Source organism: Bifidobacterium adolescentis ATCC 15703 (assembly GCF_000010425.1).
In the GTDB taxonomy this organism is placed as follows: domain Bacteria; phylum Actinomycetota; class Actinomycetes; order Actinomycetales; family Bifidobacteriaceae; genus Bifidobacterium; species Bifidobacterium adolescentis.
Map to the genome: position 1 here is coordinate 1,303,406 of NC_008618.1, position 21,320 is coordinate 1,324,725.

Annotated in this window: 15 protein-coding genes; 3 read left to right on the top strand and 12 right to left on the bottom strand. The window is 60.9% G+C overall.

What is annotated here, in order from left to right; genetic code table 11:
* Nucleotides 1-97: 97 nt before the first annotated feature.
* The 12 genes from acnA to BAD_RS05650 form a co-directional block, all read right to left on the bottom strand.
* Complete coding sequence (acnA, locus tag BAD_RS05595; protein ID WP_011743408.1) at nt 98-2,797, bottom strand: aconitate hydratase AcnA; 2,700 nt, start codon at nt 2,795-2,797, stop codon at nt 98-100.
* Between the two features lie 78 nt (nt 2,798-2,875).
* Nucleotides 2,876-5,350: an HAD-IC family P-type ATPase gene (locus BAD_RS05600; RefSeq protein ID WP_011743409.1), complete on the bottom strand. Its 2,475-nt coding sequence runs from the start codon at nt 5,348-5,350 to the stop codon at nt 2,876-2,878.
* A 137-nt stretch (nt 5,351-5,487) separates the two neighbouring features.
* On the bottom strand, nt 5,488-6,081 hold the full coding sequence (locus tag BAD_RS05605) for a hypothetical protein (RefSeq protein WP_011743410.1): 594 nt from the start codon (nt 6,079-6,081) through the stop codon (nt 5,488-5,490).
* The gene (locus BAD_RS05610) at nt 6,078-7,343 is read right to left on the bottom strand and encodes a class I SAM-dependent RNA methyltransferase (RefSeq protein ID WP_011743411.1); all 1,266 of its coding nucleotides are present in this window, start codon (nt 7,341-7,343) and stop codon (nt 6,078-6,080) included. Before BAD_RS05610 ends, BAD_RS05605 begins: the two co-directional genes overlap by 4 nt.
* Nucleotides 7,343-8,083, bottom strand: a complete 741-nt coding sequence (locus tag BAD_RS05615) for a DUF3159 domain-containing protein (RefSeq protein ID WP_011743412.1) — start codon at nt 8,081-8,083, stop codon at nt 7,343-7,345. Before BAD_RS05615 ends, BAD_RS05610 begins: the two co-directional genes overlap by 1 nt.
* Before the next feature lie 29 nt (nt 8,084-8,112).
* Nucleotides 8,113-8,961: a DUF3710 domain-containing protein gene (locus BAD_RS05620; RefSeq protein ID WP_011743413.1), complete on the bottom strand. Its 849-nt coding sequence runs from the start codon at nt 8,959-8,961 to the stop codon at nt 8,113-8,115.
* Nucleotides 8,962-9,083: 122 nt separating this feature from the next.
* Nucleotides 9,084-9,944: an exodeoxyribonuclease III gene (locus BAD_RS05625; RefSeq protein ID WP_003810666.1), complete on the bottom strand. Its 861-nt coding sequence runs from the start codon at nt 9,942-9,944 to the stop codon at nt 9,084-9,086.
* Between the two features lie 73 nt (nt 9,945-10,017).
* Nucleotides 10,018-12,027, bottom strand: coding sequence for a dipeptide ABC transporter ATP-binding protein (locus BAD_RS05630; protein WP_011743414.1), 2,010 nt, complete (start codon nt 12,025-12,027; stop codon nt 10,018-10,020).
* A 21-nt stretch (nt 12,028-12,048) separates the two neighbouring features.
* On the bottom strand, nt 12,049-13,017 hold the full coding sequence (locus BAD_RS05635; protein ID WP_003810669.1) for an ABC transporter permease: 969 nt from the start codon (nt 13,015-13,017) through the stop codon (nt 12,049-12,051).
* A 20-nt stretch (nt 13,018-13,037) separates the two neighbouring features.
* Nucleotides 13,038-13,964 (bottom strand): ABC transporter permease, encoded by a 927-nt coding sequence (locus tag BAD_RS05640; RefSeq protein WP_011743415.1) that lies wholly within the window; start codon nt 13,962-13,964, stop codon nt 13,038-13,040.
* 327 nt (nt 13,965-14,291) lie between these two features.
* Complete coding sequence (locus tag BAD_RS05645; protein ID WP_035011216.1) at nt 14,292-15,944, bottom strand: peptide ABC transporter substrate-binding protein; 1,653 nt, start codon at nt 15,942-15,944, stop codon at nt 14,292-14,294.
* A gap of 302 nt (nt 15,945-16,246) precedes the next feature.
* On the bottom strand, nt 16,247-17,173 hold the full coding sequence (locus BAD_RS05650) for a tyrosine recombinase XerC (RefSeq protein ID WP_041777355.1): 927 nt from the start codon (nt 17,171-17,173) through the stop codon (nt 16,247-16,249).
* Nucleotides 17,174-17,339: 166 nt separating this feature from the next.
* Here BAD_RS05650 and BAD_RS05655 point away from each other — a divergent pair, with 166 nt between their 5' ends.
* The 3 genes from BAD_RS05655 to BAD_RS05665 are packed head-to-tail and all read left to right on the top strand — an operon-like array spanning nt 17,340 to nt 21,320.
* Nucleotides 17,340-18,185 carry an ABC transporter ATP-binding protein gene (locus BAD_RS05655; protein WP_011743418.1) on the top strand — a complete coding sequence of 282 codons (846 nt, stop codon included), beginning with the start codon at nt 17,340-17,342 and terminating at the stop codon, nt 18,183-18,185.
* A complete protein-coding gene (locus BAD_RS05660; RefSeq protein ID WP_011743419.1) occupies nt 18,182-21,028 on the top strand; it encodes an ABC transporter permease in 2,847 nt (948 codons plus the stop codon). The genes BAD_RS05655 and BAD_RS05660 overlap by 4 nt, the downstream gene beginning before the upstream one ends.
* Nucleotides 21,029-21,062: 34 nt before the next feature.
* On the top strand, nt 21,063-21,320 hold the full coding sequence (locus BAD_RS05665; protein WP_021913854.1) for a DUF6725 family protein: 258 nt from the start codon (nt 21,063-21,065) through the stop codon (nt 21,318-21,320).

The window sequence follows — 21,320 nt, forward strand, 5'->3', positions numbered from 1 at the left end:
GGTTGTCGTTCACCGCCCATGAGGCGGTTGCGATGGAGATCGGCCACGTCCCGCAATGTCACTTTCGCCATGCCCGCGTATCAGCCCCGTCCGACGCCTAGCGCATCAGGTTGCGCAGGACGTACTGGAGAATACCTCCGTTGCGGTAGTAGTCCGCTTCGCCTGGCGTATCGATGCGAACGACGGTATCGAATTCGGTCGTGGAACCGTCCGCGTGGGTGGCGGTGACGTGGACCGTCTTCGGGGTGACGCCCTTGTTGAGTTCCTCGACACCGGAGATGTCGTAGGTTTCGGTGCCGTTCAGGCCGAGGCTCTCATACGATTCGCCTTCGGGGAACTGCAATGGCAGCACGCCCATGCCGATGAGGTTGGAACGGTGGATGCGTTCGAAGCTTTCGGTGATGACGGCTTTGACGCCCAGCATGACGGTGCCCTTGGCGGCCCAGTCACGGGAGGAGCCGGTACCGTATTCCTTGCCTGCGAGCACGACGAGCGGCACATCATGGTCGATATAGTCGCGAGACGCTTCGAAGATTGTGGTCGGCTTCTTGTCGAGGAAGTCGTAGGTGTAGCCACCAGGGGTGATTTCCTCGCCGACGGAGGCGAGCAACTGGTTGCGCAGGCGGATGTTGCCAAACGTGCCACGGACCATGACCTCATGGTTGCCTCGACGGGAACCGTAGGAGTTGAAGTTCTTCGGTTCGACGCCACGGTCGGTCAGGTATTTGCCTGCCGGGCTGGAGGCCTTGAACGCGCCTGCCGGGGAGATGTGGTCGGTGGTCACGGAGTCGCCGAGCAGTGCGAGCACGCGGGCGCCGTGGATGTCCTTGACCGGATCCGGGGTGGCCTTCATGCCGTCGAAGAAGGTCTGCTTGCGCACGTAGGTGGAGTTCTCATCCCATGCGAACAGTTCGCCTTCCGGCACGTCAAGGCCCTTCCAACGGCGGTCGCCTTCGAACACGGAGGCGTAATCCTTGAGGAACATCTCGCGGCTGACGGTGCCATCCACCACTGCGGCGACTTCCTCATTGGTAGGCCAGATGTCCTTCAGGTACACGTCGTTGCCGTCCTGGTCCTTGCCGAGCGGCTGGGTTTCGAAATCGAAATCCATAGTGCCGGCGAGCGCGTAGGCGATGACAAGCGGCGGGGACGCGAGGTAGTTCATCTTGACGTCCGGGCTGATGCGGCCTTCGAAGTTACGGTTGCCGGACAGCACGGAGGTGACGGTCAGGTCGTTGGCGTTGATGGCCTCGGAGATTTCCGGCAGCAGCGGGCCGGAGTTGCCGATGCAGGTGGCGCAGCCGAAGCCGACCAGCTGGTAGCCGAGCGCGTCGAGATCATCCTGCAGACCGGCGGCCTTCAGATAGTCGGCGACGACCTGGGAGCCCGGAGCAAGTGACGTCTTGACCCACGGCTTGGGCTTCAGTCCCTTGGCATGCGCGTTGCGGGCGATCAGGCCGGCGGCGATCATGACGGACGGGTTGGAGGTGTTGGTGCACGACGTGATGGACGCGATCGCCACGTCGCCGTTCTTGATATCGAAGTCGCCGCGGAAGTCAGTGGATACCGCGATCGGCTTCTGCACGGTTTTGTCGGTTTCGTATGCCGGTAGCGTGGCTTCGAACTTCTCTTTCGATTCGGACAGCCTGATGCGGTCCTGAGGACGCTTCGGGCCTGCGATGGACGGCACAACGGTTCCGAGGTCGAGTTCCAGGTATTCGGAGTACTGCGGTTCTACGTAGTCCGGATCGGTGGCGTCGCCCCAGAGCTTGTTGGCTTTCGCGTAGGCTTCGACGAGAGCGATCTGCTCTTCGGAACGGCCGGTCAGACGCAGGTAGTCGAGGGTGACGTTGTCGATCGGAAAGATGCCACAGGTGGAGCCGAATTCCGGTCCCATGTTGCCGATGGTGGCGCGGTTGGCCAGCGGCACGGAAGCGATGCCTTCGCCGTAGAATTCCACGAATTTGCCGACCACACCGTGCTGGCGGAGCATGTCGGTGATGGTGAGGACCACGTCGGTGGCGGTGACGCCTTCCGGAATGGATCCGGTGAGCTTGAAGCCGACGACGCGCGGCACGAGCATGGAGATCGGCTGGCCGAGCATGGCGGCTTCGGCTTCGATGCCGCCGACGCCCCAGCCGAGCACGCCCAGACCGTTGACGGTGGTGGTGTGCGAATCGGTGCCCACGCAGGAGTCGAGGTAGGCGAGGTCGCGACCGCGCTCCCCCGCCTTGGTCATGACGACTTTGGCGAGGTATTCGATATTGACCTGGTGGATGATGCCGGTTCCCGGCGGCACCACGCGGAAGTTGCGGAAGGCCTGCTGTCCCCAGCGCAGGAACTGGTAGCGTTCGCCGTTGCGCTGGTATTCGATGTCCATGTTCTGTTCGACCGCGTCGGCCACGCCGTACTTGTCGATCTGCACGGAATGGTCGATGACCATGTCGGACTGGACCTGCGGGTTGATGACTTCCGGATCTCCGCCAAGCTCCTTGACGGCGTCACGCATGGTGGCGAGGTCGACGATGCACGGCACGCCGGTGAAGTCCTGCATGACCACGCGGGACGGGGTGAACTGGATCTCGTGGCTCGGCTGTGCGGCCGGATCCCAATCCAACAGAGCCTTGACATGATCATCCGTGATGTTGGCGCCATCGATGTTGCGCACCAGGTTCTCAACGAGAACCTTCAACGAATACGGGAGATGATCGATGCCCGGCAAATCCGCGATACGGTAAAAGTCGTAATCCTTGCCGCCCACCTTCAGGGTGTCGAGCTGGTCGTCGCGCACAGACATGCTACCTCCGAGCTTTTGTGGCTGGTTGAAACTTTCCAGCAGCCGATTATCCGTTGCCAACGATACAGCCACGTTACTTCAGCACTGGCGTGTCTTCTTGAAACGTGAGAAAATGGCGACTATTTTCGGCACGCACCACAGGCACAGCACGAAAACGATGGCGGACACCACAAGCGCGACGCCCGTCGCCGCGAGCATTTCGCCGGACGGTATCACGAGCGCGAAGAAACGCGCGACGGGCGGAATGAACATGCCGGCCACGCCCGCCACGGCGAACGCCAATACCAGACCGCCTCTCCACGAGTTGAGTGGACGGGCCACGCGCGCCAGTACGAAGATGCCCATCATCAGCAGGATAATCGCGTTGACGCCACGAAGCATGCCCAGCTGCGCGGCGGAATGCTGTGCGTCCCAGCCCATGAACTTCGGCAACAGCCACGAATCGGCGAGAATCGACAGAGCCGTGGCGATGCCTCCCGGCAATGCGAAGTGCACCACGCGCCTGAGGAAGCCCGGAATGTAGCGGCGCGTGTTCGGCGCAAGCGCGAGGATGAACGCCGGCATGCCGATGGTGAGTGCGCCGATGTAGGTGATATGGCGGGGCAGGTATGGGAATGGGATCTGCGTCAGCACCACGCCGAGCGAGATCAGCGCGGAATATACGGTTTTGACGAGGAACAGGCTGGCCACGCGTTCCATGTTGGCCATGACCTGGCGTCCACGTGCCACCACATCGGGCAGATGCGAGAATTTCGAATCGACGAGCACCACTTGTGCGACGGCTTTGGTGGCGGGTGCCGCGTTGCCCATCGCGATGCCCAGGTCGGCCTCCTTGATGGCGAGCGCGTCGTTCACGCCGTCGCCGGTCATCGCCACGACATGATCGCCTAGGTGCAGCGCCTGGACGATCGCCTTCTTCTGGTCGGGCAGGACACGGCCGAGCACGTCCACGTTCTCCAGTACTTTCGCCAGTTCCGTGATGTCGGCGGGCAGTTCTCGCGCGTCCATGAACCGTGGCTCCTCGTCTCCGGTGAGCCGTACTTTTCTTGCGATCGCACCGACGGTGACGGGATTGTCGCCGGAGATGATGCGGCAGCGCACGCCCTGTTCGCGGAACCAGGCGAGTGTGGCTTCGGTGTCGTCGCGAATGTGCTCGGAGCATAATACCAGCGCGACGGGCCGCGATGCGGGGTCGATGGCGGGATCGCTTTCGTAATCGGCGGGCGCCTTGCCGTCATGCCGTGCGATCAGCAGCACGCGGTTGCCGTCGTGTGCGGAATCGTTGACCAGTCGAAGAACGTCGGCGTAATCGCCATCCAAGTGGGACAGCACGACTTCCGGCGCGCCCATCGTCCATACCGCGCCGTCATCGGCAATCGAGCTCCATTTGCGTGCCGACGAGAACGGAACGCGCGCCGCGACGGGACCGGCGGAGAATCCCTGCTTGCCCAGTCCGTTGAGAATCGCCAATCCGGTGCCGTTCGGCTGTCCTTCGTTCGACAGGTCGTACAGCGCCTGTTTCACGGCATGTTCGTCAACGGTATTGGCTCCGATGCCATCCAGCATGCGTATTTCGTTGAGCATGATGCCGCCGTCGGTGACGGTGCCGGTTTTGTCGAGGTTCAGGCAGTCCACGCGTGCGAGGGTCTCCACGGATTCGAGCTCCTGCACGAGCGTGTTCTTGCGTGCCAAACGGATGGCGGCGAGCGCGAAGTTGAGCGAGGTGAGCAGTACGAGGCCTTCGGGGATCATGCCGACCACGCCAGCCACGGCGGACACCACGGCGGAACGCCATTGGCCGGTGGAGATGGCTACGTCCCAACCGCCGACCGCGTGCACCTGCGACCAGATGAGCAGCACGCACAGCGGCACGACGAGGAAGGTCATGAATTTGAGGATGGTGTTGATGCCCTTGTTGAGGTCGGACACGGTCTTTTTGTAGACCTTCGCCTGCGCGGTCAAGGTGGCGGCATAGCTGTGCGCGCCGACCGCGTTGACCTTGACCAAGGCCATGCCGGAGACCGCGGTGGATCCGGAATAGATGTCGTCGCCTTCGTTCTTGCGCACGGTGCGCGATTCGCCAGTGAGCATGGATTCGTCGAGTTCCAGGCCCCAGGTGCGCACGATCTGCGCGTCGGCGGGAACCTGTTCGCCGGAGCGGATCCACATGAGGTCGCCGAGCACGATTTCGTTGTGCGGCACTTCGACGTCCTTGCCGTCGCGTCGTACGAGATAGTCGGAGGCTACGAGGATGGAAAGCTTGTCGAGCGTTCGTTTGGCTTTCAGCTCGGTGACGATGCCAATGCCGGTGTTGATGAGGATGACGAGGCCGAACACGGCGTCTCTCCATGATCCCGTGACCAATACCATGACCATGGCGGCGAAGACGATGCCGTTGAACAGGGTGAACACGTTGGCTCGCACGATGTCGGCGAACGAACGTGACGTGGACGATTTGACGGCGTTGACCTGCCCGCTTTCCGTAAGGGCGGCGACTTCCGCTGCGGTGAGCCCCTTTTCACTGGTTTCAGGCATGGTTTGACTTTCACTCATGCTGCCAGCCTACCGCTTGGCGATGCGCACCCGCAGGCTTTTCCCGTAAAGCTCCGGCAAAATTCAGGGTTTTCTCAGGGTGCGTTCAGCGCCACTCATCCGAACCGATTCGAACTCACCCGAATGCGTGGAGCGGTTCACTGTTTGCCGCCGTGGCTGATGGTGGTGACGAGGATTGTTCTGTCGTGCGGGTCATTGTTGGCTATGCCGGCTACCGCGTCGGCAAGCGGCGTCGCATCCGTCATGCGGTCGTTGATTGTGAGCGTCGCAGCGAACAGCGTGCTGTCGGTCGGCGTGGCGATCGGGTTGAGCAGTGCCACTGGAATGCCCGCCTGTCTTGCGGTTGTCAGCGTGTCGTACCAGCCGTCATGGTTCACGCCGGACATGTCGATTCCCGAAATGACGATGATGCTGACCATGCGTTGCGCCATATCCTCGACCGCTTGCCGGGCGGTGTCCTGCATGTCGACCGTGCCGGCGACCGGCAGATACACCGGCCTGAGCCCGCCCGCCTCCATGGCATCCAACGCCAGGCGATCGGTCTGTTCGTCTTGGGAGCCGATCATGGCCACGTCGAGACTGTTGCGGTCCTTCATGCTGTGGGCGACCGCATCGCCTGCGGACTGCGTATCTCCCACCGCGGCATTGTTCGGCGTGCAGCCGGCCAGCATGGAGATGCCGAAGACGGCTGCAAGGAGACCGGCTGCGGCACGCCGCGCGAAACCGGTCATCGTGTGGCTTTCCTGAATAGCGCCACCGTTTCGACATGGTGGGTGGTCGGATAGATGTCGAATGCGCGAATATCGGCAAGATCGTATCCGAGCGAGGCCAATGTGGCGGTGTCGCGTGCCAGCGATGCCGGGTCGCAGGCGATGTATACGACGCTTCGCGCGCCGGATTCGGCGATCTGCCTGCATACCTTCGCACGTGCGCCGGCACGCGGCGGATCAAGCACCACGATATCGGGTTTGGCCAAATCGTTGCGTACGTTGGCAAGCGTCTTGGCCACATCGCCCACACGGGCGTCGACATTGCCCAAATGGATGGCCCTCAGATTGCGTTGCGCGTGTTTGACAGCGGTCTTGCCACCTTCCACGCTCAGCATGCGCGTGCGGCCGGCGCTTAACGTGGCCAACGGCAGCGTGAACAGGCCGGAACCGGAATACAAATCCCACAGGCATGCGGAAGTGGCGCCGTCAAGCTCGCCATGCACCAAGGACATCACATGGCCGGTCAACGCGATCGGCGCGTGACGGTGCATCTGCCAGAATCCGCCGGCGTCCACACCATATTCGAATTCACGTCCGCACACCGTCACCTTTTCGGTAAGCTCGCGATTGCCCGCCGTCACCTCGCCATCGACGAGCACGGCGTAGTTGTCGGCGATTTCGGCATTGCCGCGAGGCTCGGGAACAGACAGACGAATCTGCGATCCGGGAGTGAATCCCCCATCCCACACGTGTTCCTTCTCGGCCACGTTAAGCAACGCGCGACTGGCCAACGGCATGGTGTCGATCGGCACACGCACGTGGGTGCCGCGTCTGCGCATGGACGGTCGGCCGTTCTCGTCCGCGATCATCTCGATGCGGGTACGCCAGTGCAGCCCCTGCTCCGCCTCATCCTCGGGCATGCGCTCGATCGGCACGTCAACGTCGACATGGCCGAGACGTCTCATCTGTTCGGCGATGGACGTGGATTTCCATTTAAGCTGTCCGGGCAGTGAGACGTGCACCAAATCGGCACCGCCGACGCCGCCGCCCATGGCAAGCGGACCCGCCAACGGCCATACGGGTTCGACGCGGTCCTCGCTGGCTTCCAGCACTTCCGTCACTTCGCCAGTCCAAAAACGGTCCTCGCGATCATGTGGCTCGTCCAACACGACGCGTACCAGCTCGCCCGGCAACGCGAATCGCACGAACACGACGCGTCCGTCGATGTGGCCGACGCAACGGCCTTGGTCGGCATATCGTTCGATGCGGATGGTCGATTCCATCAGTGCTGTTCCTCCGTTTCGTTGTTGTCGTCCATCGCGTCGGCGTTTGGTTCGGCCAACGTCTTATGCCGATGCATGGGGGTGGCCACGATGAGGTACGACACCCAGATGGCCAACGCCCAGAACGGAATGCCCATGAGCAGACGTGCAGTGCCGAGCCAGCCGACCTGGTTGGACAGGTACAACGGCACCTGCACCACCAGTCGCAGTGAGAACACACCGATCCACAACGCGGTGATGATGGTGTACGCGCGGTTCAATGCCTTGTCGCCACGCCAATCGGCAAGCCATGCGCGCAGATGCTCGGTTGGCAGTGTCCGGATGAATTCGATCACCAAGCCAAGTCCCGGTACACGTACCATCAACGAAATGGCGAGCAGCACGATGTAGAAGGCGTTGGTCAGGAATCCGAACATGTAGTAGTTGCGCGCCTCGTGGCTGTTCCATGCCCAGATCAGGCAGATGCCGACTGCCAGAAGGCCGGAGACGGCGCCCATGACGGATTGGCGTTGGCATAGGCGGACGATCACCTGCAGTACGGCGAGGGCTGCGGATACGCCGATGGTCAGATGCAGGTCGGAGGTAATGACGAACATCACCACGAACACCACGCCCGGCAGCATCGATTCGACGACGCCGCGCGGACCGCCGATCGCGTCAATGACGGAGAAATCGTCGGCATCGCCGGCGTCGGCGAGCGCGCCGAGGCCGGTTCTTTTCTTGATTTCGGTTTCAGCCATGCGTTTGTGTTTTCGTGGTCGTCGTTCGCTCAGCGCACTTCGGAGAACATCGGTCCACGCGACAACGTGGTCTTGACCTCGACCTGCTGGTCGGAGTCAAACGGTCCCTTCGGCTGGCCTGGAATGTCCATCGTCCTGCCTGCCTGTTCGGCTTCGGCGGCTTCCTTGGCGGCCTTGCGTTCGGCCGGGGCGACCGGCGGATGCATCGGGATGAGGTCACGCGGGGCCAGCGGGTCCTCGCCGCGTTCCACGACGATGTTGGAGAAAAGCTGGTTCAGCGCCTTGGTTTCGGCGTGGTCCGGATCGGTGGCGGCTTTGCCGGAGAAGATGCCGCGCAGCATCCACCGCGGTCCGTCCACACCGACGATGCGGGTGACGACCTTGCGTCCGCCCTTGACCACGACCGGCAGTGTCAGTTCGGTGCCGAACACGCCGTCGGTCTCCTTGGCGTCTTTGTTGGCCTCAACCAAGTCGGCGCGCACGTCATCCCACAGTCCCATGGTCTTCGGCGCGGCGAAGGCTTCGATCTCCACGCTGGAGGATCCGTAGGTGATGGTGGTGCCGAGCACCTGCTGGGTGGCGCGGTTGGCCTTCACGCGCAGTTCGATGCCTTGGAGGAACGGCAGATAGTAGGCACCCATGTCGAGGTATTCGTCATAGTCGGGCACGTTCTCGTCGTCGACGTCCCACGGACCGTGCTCATCGCCACGGCCGTCGTACTCATCGGACGGTTCCGGAAGGATGGTTTCCTGAATTCCACCGGCGGGCGCCTCGGCGGTTTCGGAGATGGCCTCATCGGCCTTGTCGTTCTCTTCGGCGGCGGCTTCAGCGGCTTCCTCGCTCTGACGCTTCTTCTTGCCGAATCCAAACAGTCCCATGATGTTCCTCATTTCATTACGGTTGCAACCGTGACTAGCCTAGCACCCATGCTTAATACGGGCTGGGAATCGGAGTGTGTCCTCCCGTTGCCCGGCATTGGCCGGATGACGGCCGCAAAAACTCACACGTCGTAGGTGATGCTCAGCGGCGCATGATCCGACCATCGCAGGTCGTAGGTCGGAGCTTTGTCGATGACGAATCCGCGGGCCGTTTCGGCGAGTTCGGGTGTGGCGAACTGGTAGTCGATCCTCCAGCCGACGTTGTTGTCGAAGGCGCGGCCCCGCTGGCTCCACCAGGTGTACGGTCCTTGGATGTCTCCGCACAGGGAACGCATCACATCCACGAATTCCAACTCCCCCAGCCATTTGTCCACGTAGGCGCGTTCCTCGGGCAGGAAGCCGGCGTGCTTCTCGTTGGCTTTCGCGTTCTTGATGTCGAGCGGCGTGTGCGCGATGTTGAAATCGCCGCACAATACCGCCTGCTTGCCGCCGTGCGCCGCTTCATCGCGCAGTTGTCCCATACGTACCAGCATGGTGTCGAGGAAACGGTATTTCTGCTTCATTTTCTCCGGATCGTCAGTGTTGCCGGCGTGCACGTACACGCATACGACAGTGACGGTGTACCCTTGCGGGGTCTTCACATCCGCTTCGATCCAACGGCCGGAATCGACGTCCTCGGCAAGTCCCGGCAGTCCGTAGCGCTTGTCGATGACGGGCAGCGCGGAGAGCAGACCGACGCCGGCGCGTCCCTTGATACGGCAGATCTCGTTCATGCGATCAAGCCCGCTTTGGTCGGCGATGCGTCCGGCGGTCGCGTATTCGAAGCCGAATTCGTCGAAGATGGGGTCGATTTCGTTTTGCGGGGCGCGTACTTCCTGCATGCACCACACGTCCGGCGTGTTCTTCGCGGCCCATTGCTCGATGCCTTTGCGTTTCGCCGCGCGGATTCCATTCACATTCGATGTCGTGATTGTGATCGTCATAGCGCCTTAGCCTAGCCGGAATACAAGAAAACCTCCCTTGTGGGAAGGGAGGTTTTCCAGATGGCTGACGCGATCAGTCGAGTCCGAGCTGCAGCTTGCCGCCTGGGATGGCGTCCAGCAGGTCGCGGGTGTACTGCTTCTTCGGATGGTCGAAGACCTCGTCGGTGGTGGCATGCTCCACCAGCTTGCCGTGCTGCATCACCACGACCTCATCGGCGATCTGACGCACCACCGCCAGATCATGGGTGATGAACAGGTAGCTCAGTCCCTTTTCCGCCTGCAGGTCGTTGAGCAGGCGAAGCACCTGGTCCTGCACCAGCACGTCCAATGCGGAGACGGCCTCGTCGCAGACGATCACATCCGGATCGAGGGCCATGGCGCGCGCGATGGCGATGCGCTGCCTTTGGCCGCCGGAAAGCTCGTTCGGATAACGGCTCATCACCGATTCCGGCAATTCCACCATGTCGATGAGCTCGCGCACACGCTTGGCACGGCTCTTCTTGTCTCCGATGCCGTGGATGCGCAGCGGCTCCTCGATGGACCGGTAGATGGAGTACATGGGGTCGAGCGATCCGTACGGGTTCTGGAACACCGGCTGCACATGACGTCGGAAGTCAAGCAACTCCTTGCCCTTGAATCCGGAGACGTCTTTGCCGTCGTAGGTGACGGTGCCGGCGGTCGGCTCAAGCAGTTTCAGCACCATGTTGGCCACGGTGGATTTGCCGGAACCGGATTCGCCGACGATGGCCAATGTGGTGCCCTTCTTGATGGAGAAGCTCACATCGTCGACCGCCTTGAACATCTCCTTCTTGCGCGGCAGTTTAAATTCCTTGGTCAGGTGATCCACCGTGATGATGGCTTCGCCCTTCTTCAGGGAATCCTCGTTCACCGCGTGCTCCATGACCGCGGTGGCGTCGCCGCCATGCTCCTTGACGGAGATGATGCGCTGCGATGCCAAGGACGGCGCAGCGGCGACCAAACGCTTGGTGTACGGATGCTGCGGATGCTGCAGCACTTCCAGTGAAGGACCGGATTCCACGACCTGGCCCTTGTACATGACCACGATATGCTGGGCGCGTTCCGCGGCCAGACCGAGATCGTGGGTGATGAACAGCACCGCGGTTCCCAGGGAATCGGTCAGCATGTGCAGATGGTCGAGGATCTTCTTCTGCACGGTCACGTCAAGCGCGGAGGTCGGCTCGTCGGCGATGAGCAGTTCCGGACGGCAGGCCAGACCGATGGCGATCAGCGCACGCTGACGCATGCCGCCGGAGAATTCGTGCGGGAACTGGCGGGCACGGGTGGCGGCGTCAGGCAGACCGGCCTCGGACAGCAGACCGGCGATGCGGTCGTCCATGGTGGAGCCGACCACATACTTCTTGGCGATGTACCATGCGTCATCGTCCTTCACCCCGGCCTTGATCAGGCCATCGGCCACACGCCAGCGGGTTTCGGATCCCGGAACCCATTCCTCGGCGAACCGGGCCATGATCTTGTCAAGCTCGTCACCGCTCTTGCCGATCTTGACAAGAGCCTCCTTGGCCGCGGCGATCAGATCAGGCAGTTCCTTGGAACCAAGGAAGGTCTCATCGTCATTGCCCTTGAGCTCCACTTCGTCACCGGCCAGGGCCTTGGCGAATTCGGAACGCTTTTCGTGGTCGATGTCCATGTTGTTGGCCACCAACGCTTCCTTGACCTGGGTGCCGATGCGCCACACCGGGTTCAGGTTGCTCATCGGATCCTGCGGGACAAGACCCATCTTGCTACCACGGAGCTTGTCGAAATCCTTCTGCTTGAAGCCGGAGATCTCCTGGCCATCAAGCTTGATGGAGCCGCCGACCACATGGCCGGTTCCCGGAAGCAGGCCAAGCACGGCCATGGCGGAAGTGGATTTGCCGGAACCGGATTCGCCGACGATGGCCACCCACTGGCCGGGATACACGCTGAAGGACGAGTTGCGCACGGCATGCACGGCCTTGCCTTCATCGGTGGTGAAGTCGACCTGGAGGTTCTTGACCTCCAACAGCGGCCCGTGGGCGCGCTGCATGGCCTCGAGGTTGTTCTCGGTATTCATTTCAGTCATCGAATATCCCTTCACTTACACTCAGGCCGTACGGCTCTTCGGATCGAGCGCGTCCTTGACGGCGTCGCCCATCATGATGAATGCCAGCACGGTGATGGCCAGCGCGGCGGACGGGTAGAACAGCACCATCGGGTCAGTACGCAGGATGGACTGCGCGTTGGAGATGTCTCCGCCCCAGCTGACCGTGGTGGTGGGCAGGCCGACGCCCAGGAAGCTCAGCGTGGCCTCGAGCACGATGTAGGTGGCCAGCGAGGTGGTGCCGACCACGATGATCGGAGCCAGCGAATTCGGCAGGATGTGGCGGAACAGGTTGCGGATCGGGGTGGATCCCAGAGCGGTGGACGCCGTGTTGAATTCAAGGTTCTTGGCTTCCATCACAGCACCTCGCGCGATTCGTGCCACGGAGGTCCAGCCGAACAGCGTCATCACCAGAATGATCTTCCAGATGGAGCTGCTCGTTTTGAACATCTGGAGCACCACGATGGCGCCAAGCAGAATCGGCAGCGCGAGGAAGATATCGGTCAGTCGGCTCAGCACGGCGTCGACCCATCCTCCGAAGAAGCCGGCGATTGCGCCGATCAGCGTTCCGAGCAGCACCACCAGCAGTGTGGCGAACACGCCGACGCTCAGCGAGGTGCGGGTGCCGTAGACCACACGGGAGTATACGTCGCAACCTTGCAGGTCGAAGCCGAACGGATGGCCTGAGGAAGCCGGCTCAAGGGAATTGTCGAGCGTGCAGTAGTTCGGGTTCTGCTTGGTCAACACGCTCGGGAACAGCGCCACGAACACGATGAAGATGATCAGCAGTCCGGAGATGATGAACAGCGGGTTCTTACGCAGGGTTCGCCATGCGTCGGCCCACATGTTCGAAGCCGGTGCGGATTCGTCCATCGAGTCGACGGCCTTCAGGGGCGTCTCATCGAGCGGTGCCACATAGCGTTCCTGTCCCGGAAGCACGGTGGAAGGATTGGTCTCATTCATTTCGGTCATTTCTTGTTCCCTCCCTCGACTCACGCGTAACGGATTCGCGGATCAAGCGCGGCGTACAGCATGTCGACCAGCAGATTGCAAACCACGAAGATCAGCATGAGCAGCGTCACGATGGACACCACCAGGTTGCCTTCTCCCTTGAGGATGCTCTGATAGGTCAGGTAGCCGATGCCATGCACGTTGAAGATGGTTTCGGAGATCATCGCGCCGCCCATCAGTGCGCCAAGATCCTGGCCCAGATAGGTGACGACGGGGATCATGGAGTTGCGCAGCACGTGGCGCAGCATGACGGATTTGTTGTCCATGCCCTTGGCGCGCGCGGTGCGCACATAGTCGAGGGCGATGTTGGACGAAATCTCCGTACGGCTCAGACGGATGATGTACGCCATCGATACAGAGCCAAGCACCATGGCCGGCATCAGCAGATCAAGGAATCCTGGATTCGTTCCGGCGGTGACCGGCAGCAGATGCCACTTCACACCGAGGAAGTACTGGCAGAGGAAGCCGGTGACGAAGGTCGGCACGGAGATGAGCAGCAGGGAGAAGATCAGGATGACGGTATCGCACCACTTGCCCTTCTTCAGGCCGGAGATCACACCGAAGATCACGCCGAAAACCGCTTCGAACACGAAGGCCATCAGGGCGAGCTTGATGGTCACGGGGAAGGCGCGGCCGATCACGTCGATGACAAGCTGTCCGGAGAAGGTCTTGCCGAAGTCGAGGGTCAGCGCGTTCTTCAGGAACAGCAGATACTGGACGATGAACGGCTTGTCCAGATTGTATTCGGCACGGATCTGGGCCGCGACCGCTTCGTTGACCGGCTTGTCGCCGAACATCGCCTTGACCGGGTCGCCCGGCAACGCGAACACCAGGGCATACACCAGAAGCGTCGTGCCGAGAACCACAGGGATCATCTGCAGAATGCGTCGCAGAAGATACTTGCCCATTGGTTTCTCCTTTTGATTACTCACTCGTTCGCCAGCCGTTTGCGGCTTCGTCCCCTACGCTCACGCGTATAGGACATGAGGCCCGGGGCGGCCGGCGCTTGCCCCATTACGTATCAGTGATACTGCACCACAATGCTTTATATTGCAGTTTCATGAAAGACAGCTGAAAATATACCCCACGCGCGGACATCTTCTGTTGATGTCGCATGTCCAGCCGTCATGGACCTCCGATGGAAGCCCCGTTTATTACGCGGAAAGGAAGGAACGGATATTCGAATCCGTTCCTTCCTTCATGTCGATCCTACGAAATCAAAATCAGAGAACGGCTCACTTGCCGGACTTGGTCATGTTCTCGTAGACCGGCAGGTTCTGCCAGTTCATCTCGAAGCCGGAGACACCGGTCGAGGCCACACCATAGGCATTGGCGTAGTACAGCGGAACGGCCGGCAGGTCGTTGAGCAGCACTTCCTGTGCCTGCTGGTACAGCTTGTTGGCGTCTGCGACGGACTTGGAGGCAGCGGCCTTGTCGCACAGCGCATCGAACTCCGGGTTCTTGTAGTCGCCATCGTTGGAGCCGTTGCCATCGGCAGCGGCGGAGGCGAAGTTCTGCACCAGGTAGTTTTCGGCGGACGGGTAATCCGGCTGCCAGCCGCTACGGAACGCGCCGTTCACCTTGCGGTCGGACACGGCGGTGCGGAAATCGTTGAAGGTCGGGTACGGGTTGGTGGCGGCCACGCCGGCGCCCAGCACGTTGTTGATGGAGTTGACCACGGCGGTGTAGATGACTTCGTGGCCACCATCGGCGTTGTAGGCGAAGGTGAGCTTGTCATCGGAGGTCCACGGGCTGATGGCGTTGGCCTTCGCCCACAGTTCCTTGGCTTTCTTCTCGTTGTACTTCAGGTTGCCGGAACCCTTGAGGGAATCGGAGTAGCCCGGGGTCAGCGGGGAGGTGAAGTCGGCGGCCGGGGTGCCGGTGCCGTTGAGCACCTTCTTGCAGATGTTCTCGCGGTTGATGGCCATGGAGACGGCCTGGCGACGCAGGGTGCCTTCCTCGGTGTCGGCTTCGAAGTGCTTCAGCTTGGCCGGGATGGTGAACTGCTGGATGACGGAGCCGGCCTTGTTGTAGGCCTGTACGGTGGAGTCCTTCTGGAAGGTCTTGGTGGCGGAGGCCGGGACGGACTCCATCACGTCGAGGGAACCGGACTGGATGTCGGCGTAGGCGGCCTCATCCTTGGTGTAGACCTTGAAGGTCACGCCGTCGTTCTTGGCGACGCGGTTGCCCTTGTAGTCGGGGTTCTTCACCAGCACGATCTGGTTGTCGTGGTCCCAGGACTGGAACTTGTACGGGCCGTTGCCGACCGGCTTCTCGCCGAAGGCCTTCGGATCCTTGAAGAAGGATTCCGGCAGCGGAGCGAATGCGGTGTAGCCGACCTTGATGGCGAACACGGAGTCGGAACGGTTCAGGTCGACGGTGAATTCATGGTCGTTGACGACCTTCAGGCCCTCGAGCTGTTCGTCGCCCTTGAGCTTGTCTCCATCCTGGAGCTTGTCGTAGCCCTTGATGGTGGAGAAGAAGGAGGAGCCGAGCTGTGCGTTCTTGGCGTTGGCCGTGTAGCTCCATGCCTTGGTGAAGGATTCGGCGGTCACCGGGGTGCCGTCGGTGAACTTCCAACCATCCTTGAGCTTGATGGTGTACTGGGTGGCGTCATCGTTGGACTTGATGGACTCCGCCACTTCGTTGGAGGCGTTGCCCTTGGCGTCGAAGGAAATCAGACGTGCGAACAGCAGGTCGAGCGGCTTGCCGCCGCCGGTCTCGTTGCAGTCGCCCGGGATGAGCGGGTTCTGCGGTTCGGAATTGTATGCGGTGATGACGTTGGAACCCTTGTCAGCGGTGGAGTCACCGTTGGAAGAGCCGCAACCGCTGAGCAGCATGCCGAATGCGCATGCGGCCGCAGCGAAAGCCAGAGCTTTCTTCTTCATGGAATTCATATTCTCCTTATCCATTATTTCCAGAGCCGTAAGACCCTGCTCAAAAAGAAGGCGGGCGTCAATACCGTGGCATCAACGTCCGTCTTCGTTCTGATGGTGGGTTCATTATCGCTCGATTGAGGGACAACCGCTCCATATCCGAGGGAGGCCCATGCAAAATAGCCAAATCAAAACTCATCATCTGATAAAACAATCCGTTTTTCCCTCTTATCGCCGGGACAACTTATCCGCATCGTGTGTATGGACGGACGCGGACATATCCGTTCGCTGTCAGCGTACTTTGCCAATCCGCGTCACGCCCGTGGAAACGCCTGCCCGTATCGTGCCTTCAACTGTTCGATGGACACGTGTGTGTAACGCTGCGTGGTCTTCAGCGAGGAATGCCCCAGCATCTCCTGCACCTCACGCAGGTCCGCTCCCCCGTCGAGCATATGGGTCGCCGCACTGTGGCGCAACGCATGCGGACTGATGTCTGGCACGCCGGCCTCCCGTGCCCGGTCGTGCACCACCTTGCGCACCATACGTTGATCGATCCGCCCGCCCTGCGATCCCAAAAAGAACGCGTCGTCCGACATGTCACCGCATAGTACGGGACGGCCATGTTCCAGCCAATCGCGCAAGGCCTTGTCGGCTGGTGCGCCGAATGGCATGACACGCTGCTTGTCGCCTTTGCCGGTCACTTTCACCGTGCGGTTGCCGAATGTCACGTCGGCCACGTCGAGTCCGACCAGTTCCGCCACACGCATGCCGGTGGCATAGAGCAGTTCCAGCATGGCCGCGTCACGCAGCGCGATCGCCTGTTTTTTCATATTCGGTTCCTGCGATCGCGCCTCCATGCCGTCCTCATCAACGCGGTCCATCAGCTGCTGCGCCTGCGTTTCGTTCAATACCGCCGGCAGCGTATCGGGGATTTTCGGCGTCTGCAACGAAGCCGCCGGGTTGGCGGACGCCATGTCATGGTCGTACGCCCATGCGAAGAATCCACGCACGGCGACGGTTTTGCGCGCCATGCTGCTGCGTGCGTGATTTTTGGACGATTCGGCCATCCACAGGCGCAAATCCTCGATGGTCACCTCATTCAGATCCACGCAACCCTGTTTCCGCAACGCCACCAAGCATTCCTCGACATCGCTGCGGTACGCCCTGCGGGTGTTTGCACTCAATCCACGGTTGGCTTTCAGATAGGCGTCGAATCCGTCCAACGCATCATCGAAACACATGCAAACCACCTTCCGCTTCGTCTGAAATGAACAGACACCACGCAGACACCGTATAAATGCCATTCCGCAACGCGATCGAATGTCATCTCACGCGATGGCACGATTCCATTATGTCCCCATACCGATAGACTGATGACGATTAGGCATCCTACGAACAGGCGGTATTATGACTCGTCATTCCATTCATGACGTACAGCATCCGACAGCCGAAAACCCCGATGATGGGATTGTGGCCCGCGCCATCGACCTGACCAAGGTCTACGGCTCAAAAGACAACGAAGTGATGGCGTTGGATCATGTGAATGTGGAATTCAAGCGCGGTGAAATGACCGCCATCATGGGCCCTTCCGGTTCCGGCAAGTCCACGCTCATGCATTGCATGGCCGGACTCGACGCCCCTTCGTCCGGCAAGGTGATGGTGGAGGGCCTCGAGGTCTCCTCCATGAACCAGAAGCAGCTGACGGATCTGCGCCGCGAACAGATCGGGTTCATTTTCCAGTCGTTCAATCTGGTGCCGACGCTGTCCGCCGAGGAGAACATCCTGCTGCCATTGCAGATAGCGAAACGTCCGATCGACCGCGACTGGTTCAACCAAGTGGTCAAGGTGGTCGGTCTGGAGAAGCGGCTCACGCACCGTCCAAGCCAGCTGTCCGGCGGCCAGCAGCAGCGTGTGGCCTGCGCCCGCGCCATCATGGCACGACCGTCCGTGATCTTCGCCGACGAGCCGACCGGCAACCTCGACTCGCGTTCCAGCCGTGAAGTGCTTGGCTTCCTGCGCGATTCGGTACGCGACTACGGCCAGTCGATCGTCATGGTCACCCACGATCCGCGTGCGGCCTCCTTCGCGGACCGTGTGCTGGTGCTCGCCGACGGCAACATCACCCGCGACATGCAGCATCCGACGTACAACGAGATTCTTGAGGTGTTCGCCGGCGACGACGACATCGACGATGTTTCCAAGTACGCCGCCTCCACCGCCGTTCCGACCGTGACGGAGGACTCGCAGGCATGATTCGCATAGGATTGCGCGACGCGCGCAGCCATTTCGGCCGTTTCATCATGTCGATCGTGGCCATCGCGCTCGGCGTGAGTTTCGTGGTCGGCTCGTTCTGTTTCCGCGAAATGCTCAACAACCAGGTTTCACAGATGATGTCCACCAATGCGGACCATGACGTGTACGTGCGCGGTTCGCAGGAGAAGAAAAAAGATTCGTCGGCGATGTCGATGGGATCGACGAAAAACTACAACGATGTCGACGTCGATCTGGCGGGTACGATAGCCAAGGTCGACGGTGTTTCCTCGGCACGCGTCGTGCACATGCTGTCCGGCGTAGTGCTGCTCGACAAGCATGGCGATGCGGTGACCACCATGGGGTCTCCGACGCTCGCCATAGGCATGGGCAAGTCGTCGCCGTGGCGGTCCGCCAAGTTCACGACCGGCACGTGGCCGAAGAACGGCGATGAGATCGCCCTTCATTCCTTCGCCGCCGAACAGTCGGGTCTGAAGGTCGGCGATAAGACGAAAATCGTCTATCCGGACGGCGCTCATAAGGTGACCGTCAGCGGCATCTTCACCACCGATGCCAGCCAGGCAGGCGCCATCATCATCGCCATCGATCCCGCGACGGCCAAGGAACAGGCGAACAAGCAATCGGACGATCCGGACAAGACTGCGTTGATCAGCGTCTACGGCAATAAGACCACGCCGCTTGACGACAACGCGCAGCAGCAGCTGGCGGACCGTATCAACAAGGCGCTGCCGAGATCGGCGAAGGCACATGCCATCACCGGTGATGAATACCGTGACGAATCAACCAAATCCACGCAGGACGCGCTCGGCTTCATCCAACCGCTTATTCTGATTTTCGCGGTGATCGCATTGTTTGTCGGCTCGTTCATCATCGCCAACACGTTCTCCATGATCGTGCGCGAGTCGATGCGCGGCTATGCGCTGCTGCGTTCCATCGGCGCTTCTCCCCTGCAAGTGTTCTCCACGGTGATCGTGCAAGCTCTGTTGCTGGGCCTGGTAGGTTCGCTCGCAGGCATCGGGCTCGGCTGGGGCATGGTCAAACTCATCGCATCCGGTTTGGCGAATATGGGTATGCCATTGACCGGCGCCACCAATCCGACCGTTTCCGACATGCTCGTCGGCCTTGTGGTCGGCATTGTGGTGACGTTGATCGGTGCGGCCCTGCCGGCGCGAAATGCGGCGCTTGCCCCGCCGATTCAGGCGATGAACGAAACCGTCAATCCGGAAAAGTCTGTCCTCGCACGTGGCATCCTCGGCACCGTCATGGTGCTGTTGGGCTTCCTGAGCTGGGGCTTCACCTACGCTTTGGCCGCCGCGGATGGTGACGGCGGTCCGACGCCGTGGAAGGCGCTCAACAGTATCGCTGTCGGCTGGCCGCTCGGTATTGGCGCGGCGCTGGCCGTGATCGGCGTGATTGTGGCGGGACCGGCATACGTGTCCACCGCGGGCGCGGTGCTCGGCTGGCTGCCATCGAAGGTCTTCACCGTGACCGGGCGTCTCGCGCAACGTAACATTTCTCGTTCGAAACGTCGCACGTCCAACACCGCAGCCGCCCTGTTCGTGGGAGTGGCGATTGTCAGCTGTCTGGGCGTGGTGGCCACGTCGGCGAAGGCTTCGGTCAATTCGCTGGTGGATACCGGGCTCAAAGCCGATTTCGCCGTATCTTCGGCTTCGGCCGGGCAGATTCCCGACCAGGCCATCAAAGACATCAAAAAGGTCGATGGCGTGAATCATGTGGTGTCGAACCGTGTGGTGCTTGGTGTGAAATATGACGGCAAAGCCATCAACGGGTTCACGTTCGCCACACAGCCGGAACTGTTCACCAAGATCTTCGCCGCCGAAACCACCGAAGGTGATGCCGCTGCCGCGTTGAAGGATGGCAAGCTGCTCGTCGGCAAGACCATTGCCGACGATCGTGGATGGCATGTGGGTCAGAAGGTCAAGGCCACGGCCGAGAACATCGTGGTAGACAAGGAGGCCACAGCCAAGGCGCAGGCCGATTACCAGGCCAAGGTGCAGGCGCATGTGCAGGAATTGCAGTCGCAGGCCCAGCAATTGGCCGCATCCGGCGACTTGACAGGAGCGCAGGCCAAGGCTTCGGAAATCGAACAGTACACGAACGACGCCAAGAACGTCGATCCGAAAACGCTGGTCAAGACGAAGAAGGTCACCACCGGAAAGACGCTGACCATCGGCGCGATCGTGTCGAATTCCGTATACCGCGATTTCGCGATCGTCAACGACGATTTGGCCGAGCAAATCGGCAACAAGCAGACCATGTTCGTCATGCAGGCGTTCGTCACGGACAAGCGGGGCGCCGACACGGCCCAAGTCAAGAAGGCCCTGAAGAAAACAATCAAGAAATACTATACAATCGTCGTGTTCGATCGTGACGAGTACAAGTCCACGATGAGCTCGATGATCGATCAGATGCTCATGGTCCTGTACGCGTTGCTGGCTTTGTCCATCATCATCGCCATTTTCGGCATCGTGAACACGCTGGCGTTGAGCGTGTCGGAACGCACCAAGGAGATTGGTCTGCTCCGTGTCATCGGCACGTCACGTGGCCAGGTGCGTGGCATGCTTGGCATCGAAGCGGCGATCATCTCCGTGTTCGGCACGGTGTTGGGTTTGATCGTCGGCGTCGCCGCGGGAGTGGTGATTCGTGCGGTCTACGCGTCCGAAGGTTTGGAGACGCTGGCGATTCCGTGGTTGCAGCTGCTCGTGTTCCTGCTGCTATCGATTGTGGTCGGTCTGGTGTCCAGCATCTCCCCCGCCTCCCGCGCGTTGAAGCAGCCGGTCCTTGACGCCGTGGCGAGCGAGTGAGACAGTTGGAGCGGAACATCGAAAGGAGGCAGCAATGCCTATTCCCAATGAGATTCCAGTAGGAGCGCGCATCGTGGTGCGCACCTTGGAAGGCGTCGATCCTACCGATCATCGTATGAAGTTCCGCGATTACGTAGGCCACGTGCGTTCGTGGGACGGTCAGAAACTGGAGATGACGCGCGATGCGGCGGCGAACGGCTCACGTCCCGAGCAGCGTGTCACGATTCCCGCCGACGAAATCGTGACGATCAAGCCGGTGCCGGAACGTTCCATGACTCGGCCACGTCCGTAG

Bases quoted from the DNA above. Each gene is read 5' to 3' on its own strand.
- acnA (WP_011743408.1), bottom strand. From the start codon at position 2,797: ATGTCTGTGCGCGACGACCAGCTCGACACCCTGAAGGTGGGCGGCAAG.
- BAD_RS05600 (WP_011743409.1), bottom strand. From the start codon at position 5,350: ATGAGTGAAAGTCAAACCATGCCTGAAACCAGTGAAAAGGGGCTCACC.
- BAD_RS05605 (WP_011743410.1), bottom strand. From the start codon at position 6,081: ATGACCGGTTTCGCGCGGCGTGCCGCAGCCGGTCTCCTTGCAGCCGTC.
- BAD_RS05610 (WP_011743411.1), bottom strand. From the start codon at position 7,343: ATGGAATCGACCATCCGCATCGAACGATATGCCGACCAAGGCCGTTGC.
- BAD_RS05615 (WP_011743412.1), bottom strand. From the start codon at position 8,083: ATGGCTGAAACCGAAATCAAGAAAAGAACCGGCCTCGGCGCGCTCGCC.
- BAD_RS05620 (WP_011743413.1), bottom strand. From the start codon at position 8,961: ATGGGACTGTTTGGATTCGGCAAGAAGAAGCGTCAGAGCGAGGAAGCC.
- BAD_RS05625 (WP_003810666.1), bottom strand. From the start codon at position 9,944: ATGACGATCACAATCACGACATCGAATGTGAATGGAATCCGCGCGGCG.
- BAD_RS05630 (WP_011743414.1), bottom strand. From the start codon at position 12,027: ATGACTGAAATGAATACCGAGAACAACCTCGAGGCCATGCAGCGCGCC.
- BAD_RS05635 (WP_003810669.1), bottom strand. From the start codon at position 13,017: ATGACCGAAATGAATGAGACCAATCCTTCCACCGTGCTTCCGGGACAG.
- BAD_RS05640 (WP_011743415.1), bottom strand. From the start codon at position 13,964: ATGGGCAAGTATCTTCTGCGACGCATTCTGCAGATGATCCCTGTGGTT.
- BAD_RS05645 (WP_035011216.1), bottom strand. From the start codon at position 15,944: ATGAAGAAGAAAGCTCTGGCTTTCGCTGCGGCCGCATGCGCATTCGGC.
- BAD_RS05650 (WP_041777355.1), bottom strand. From the start codon at position 17,173: ATGTGTTTCGATGATGCGTTGGACGGATTCGACGCCTATCTGAAAGCC.
- BAD_RS05655 (WP_011743418.1), top strand. From the start codon at position 17,340: ATGACTCGTCATTCCATTCATGACGTACAGCATCCGACAGCCGAAAAC.
- BAD_RS05660 (WP_011743419.1), top strand. From the start codon at position 18,182: ATGATTCGCATAGGATTGCGCGACGCGCGCAGCCATTTCGGCCGTTTC.
- BAD_RS05665 (WP_021913854.1), top strand. From the start codon at position 21,063: ATGCCTATTCCCAATGAGATTCCAGTAGGAGCGCGCATCGTGGTGCGC.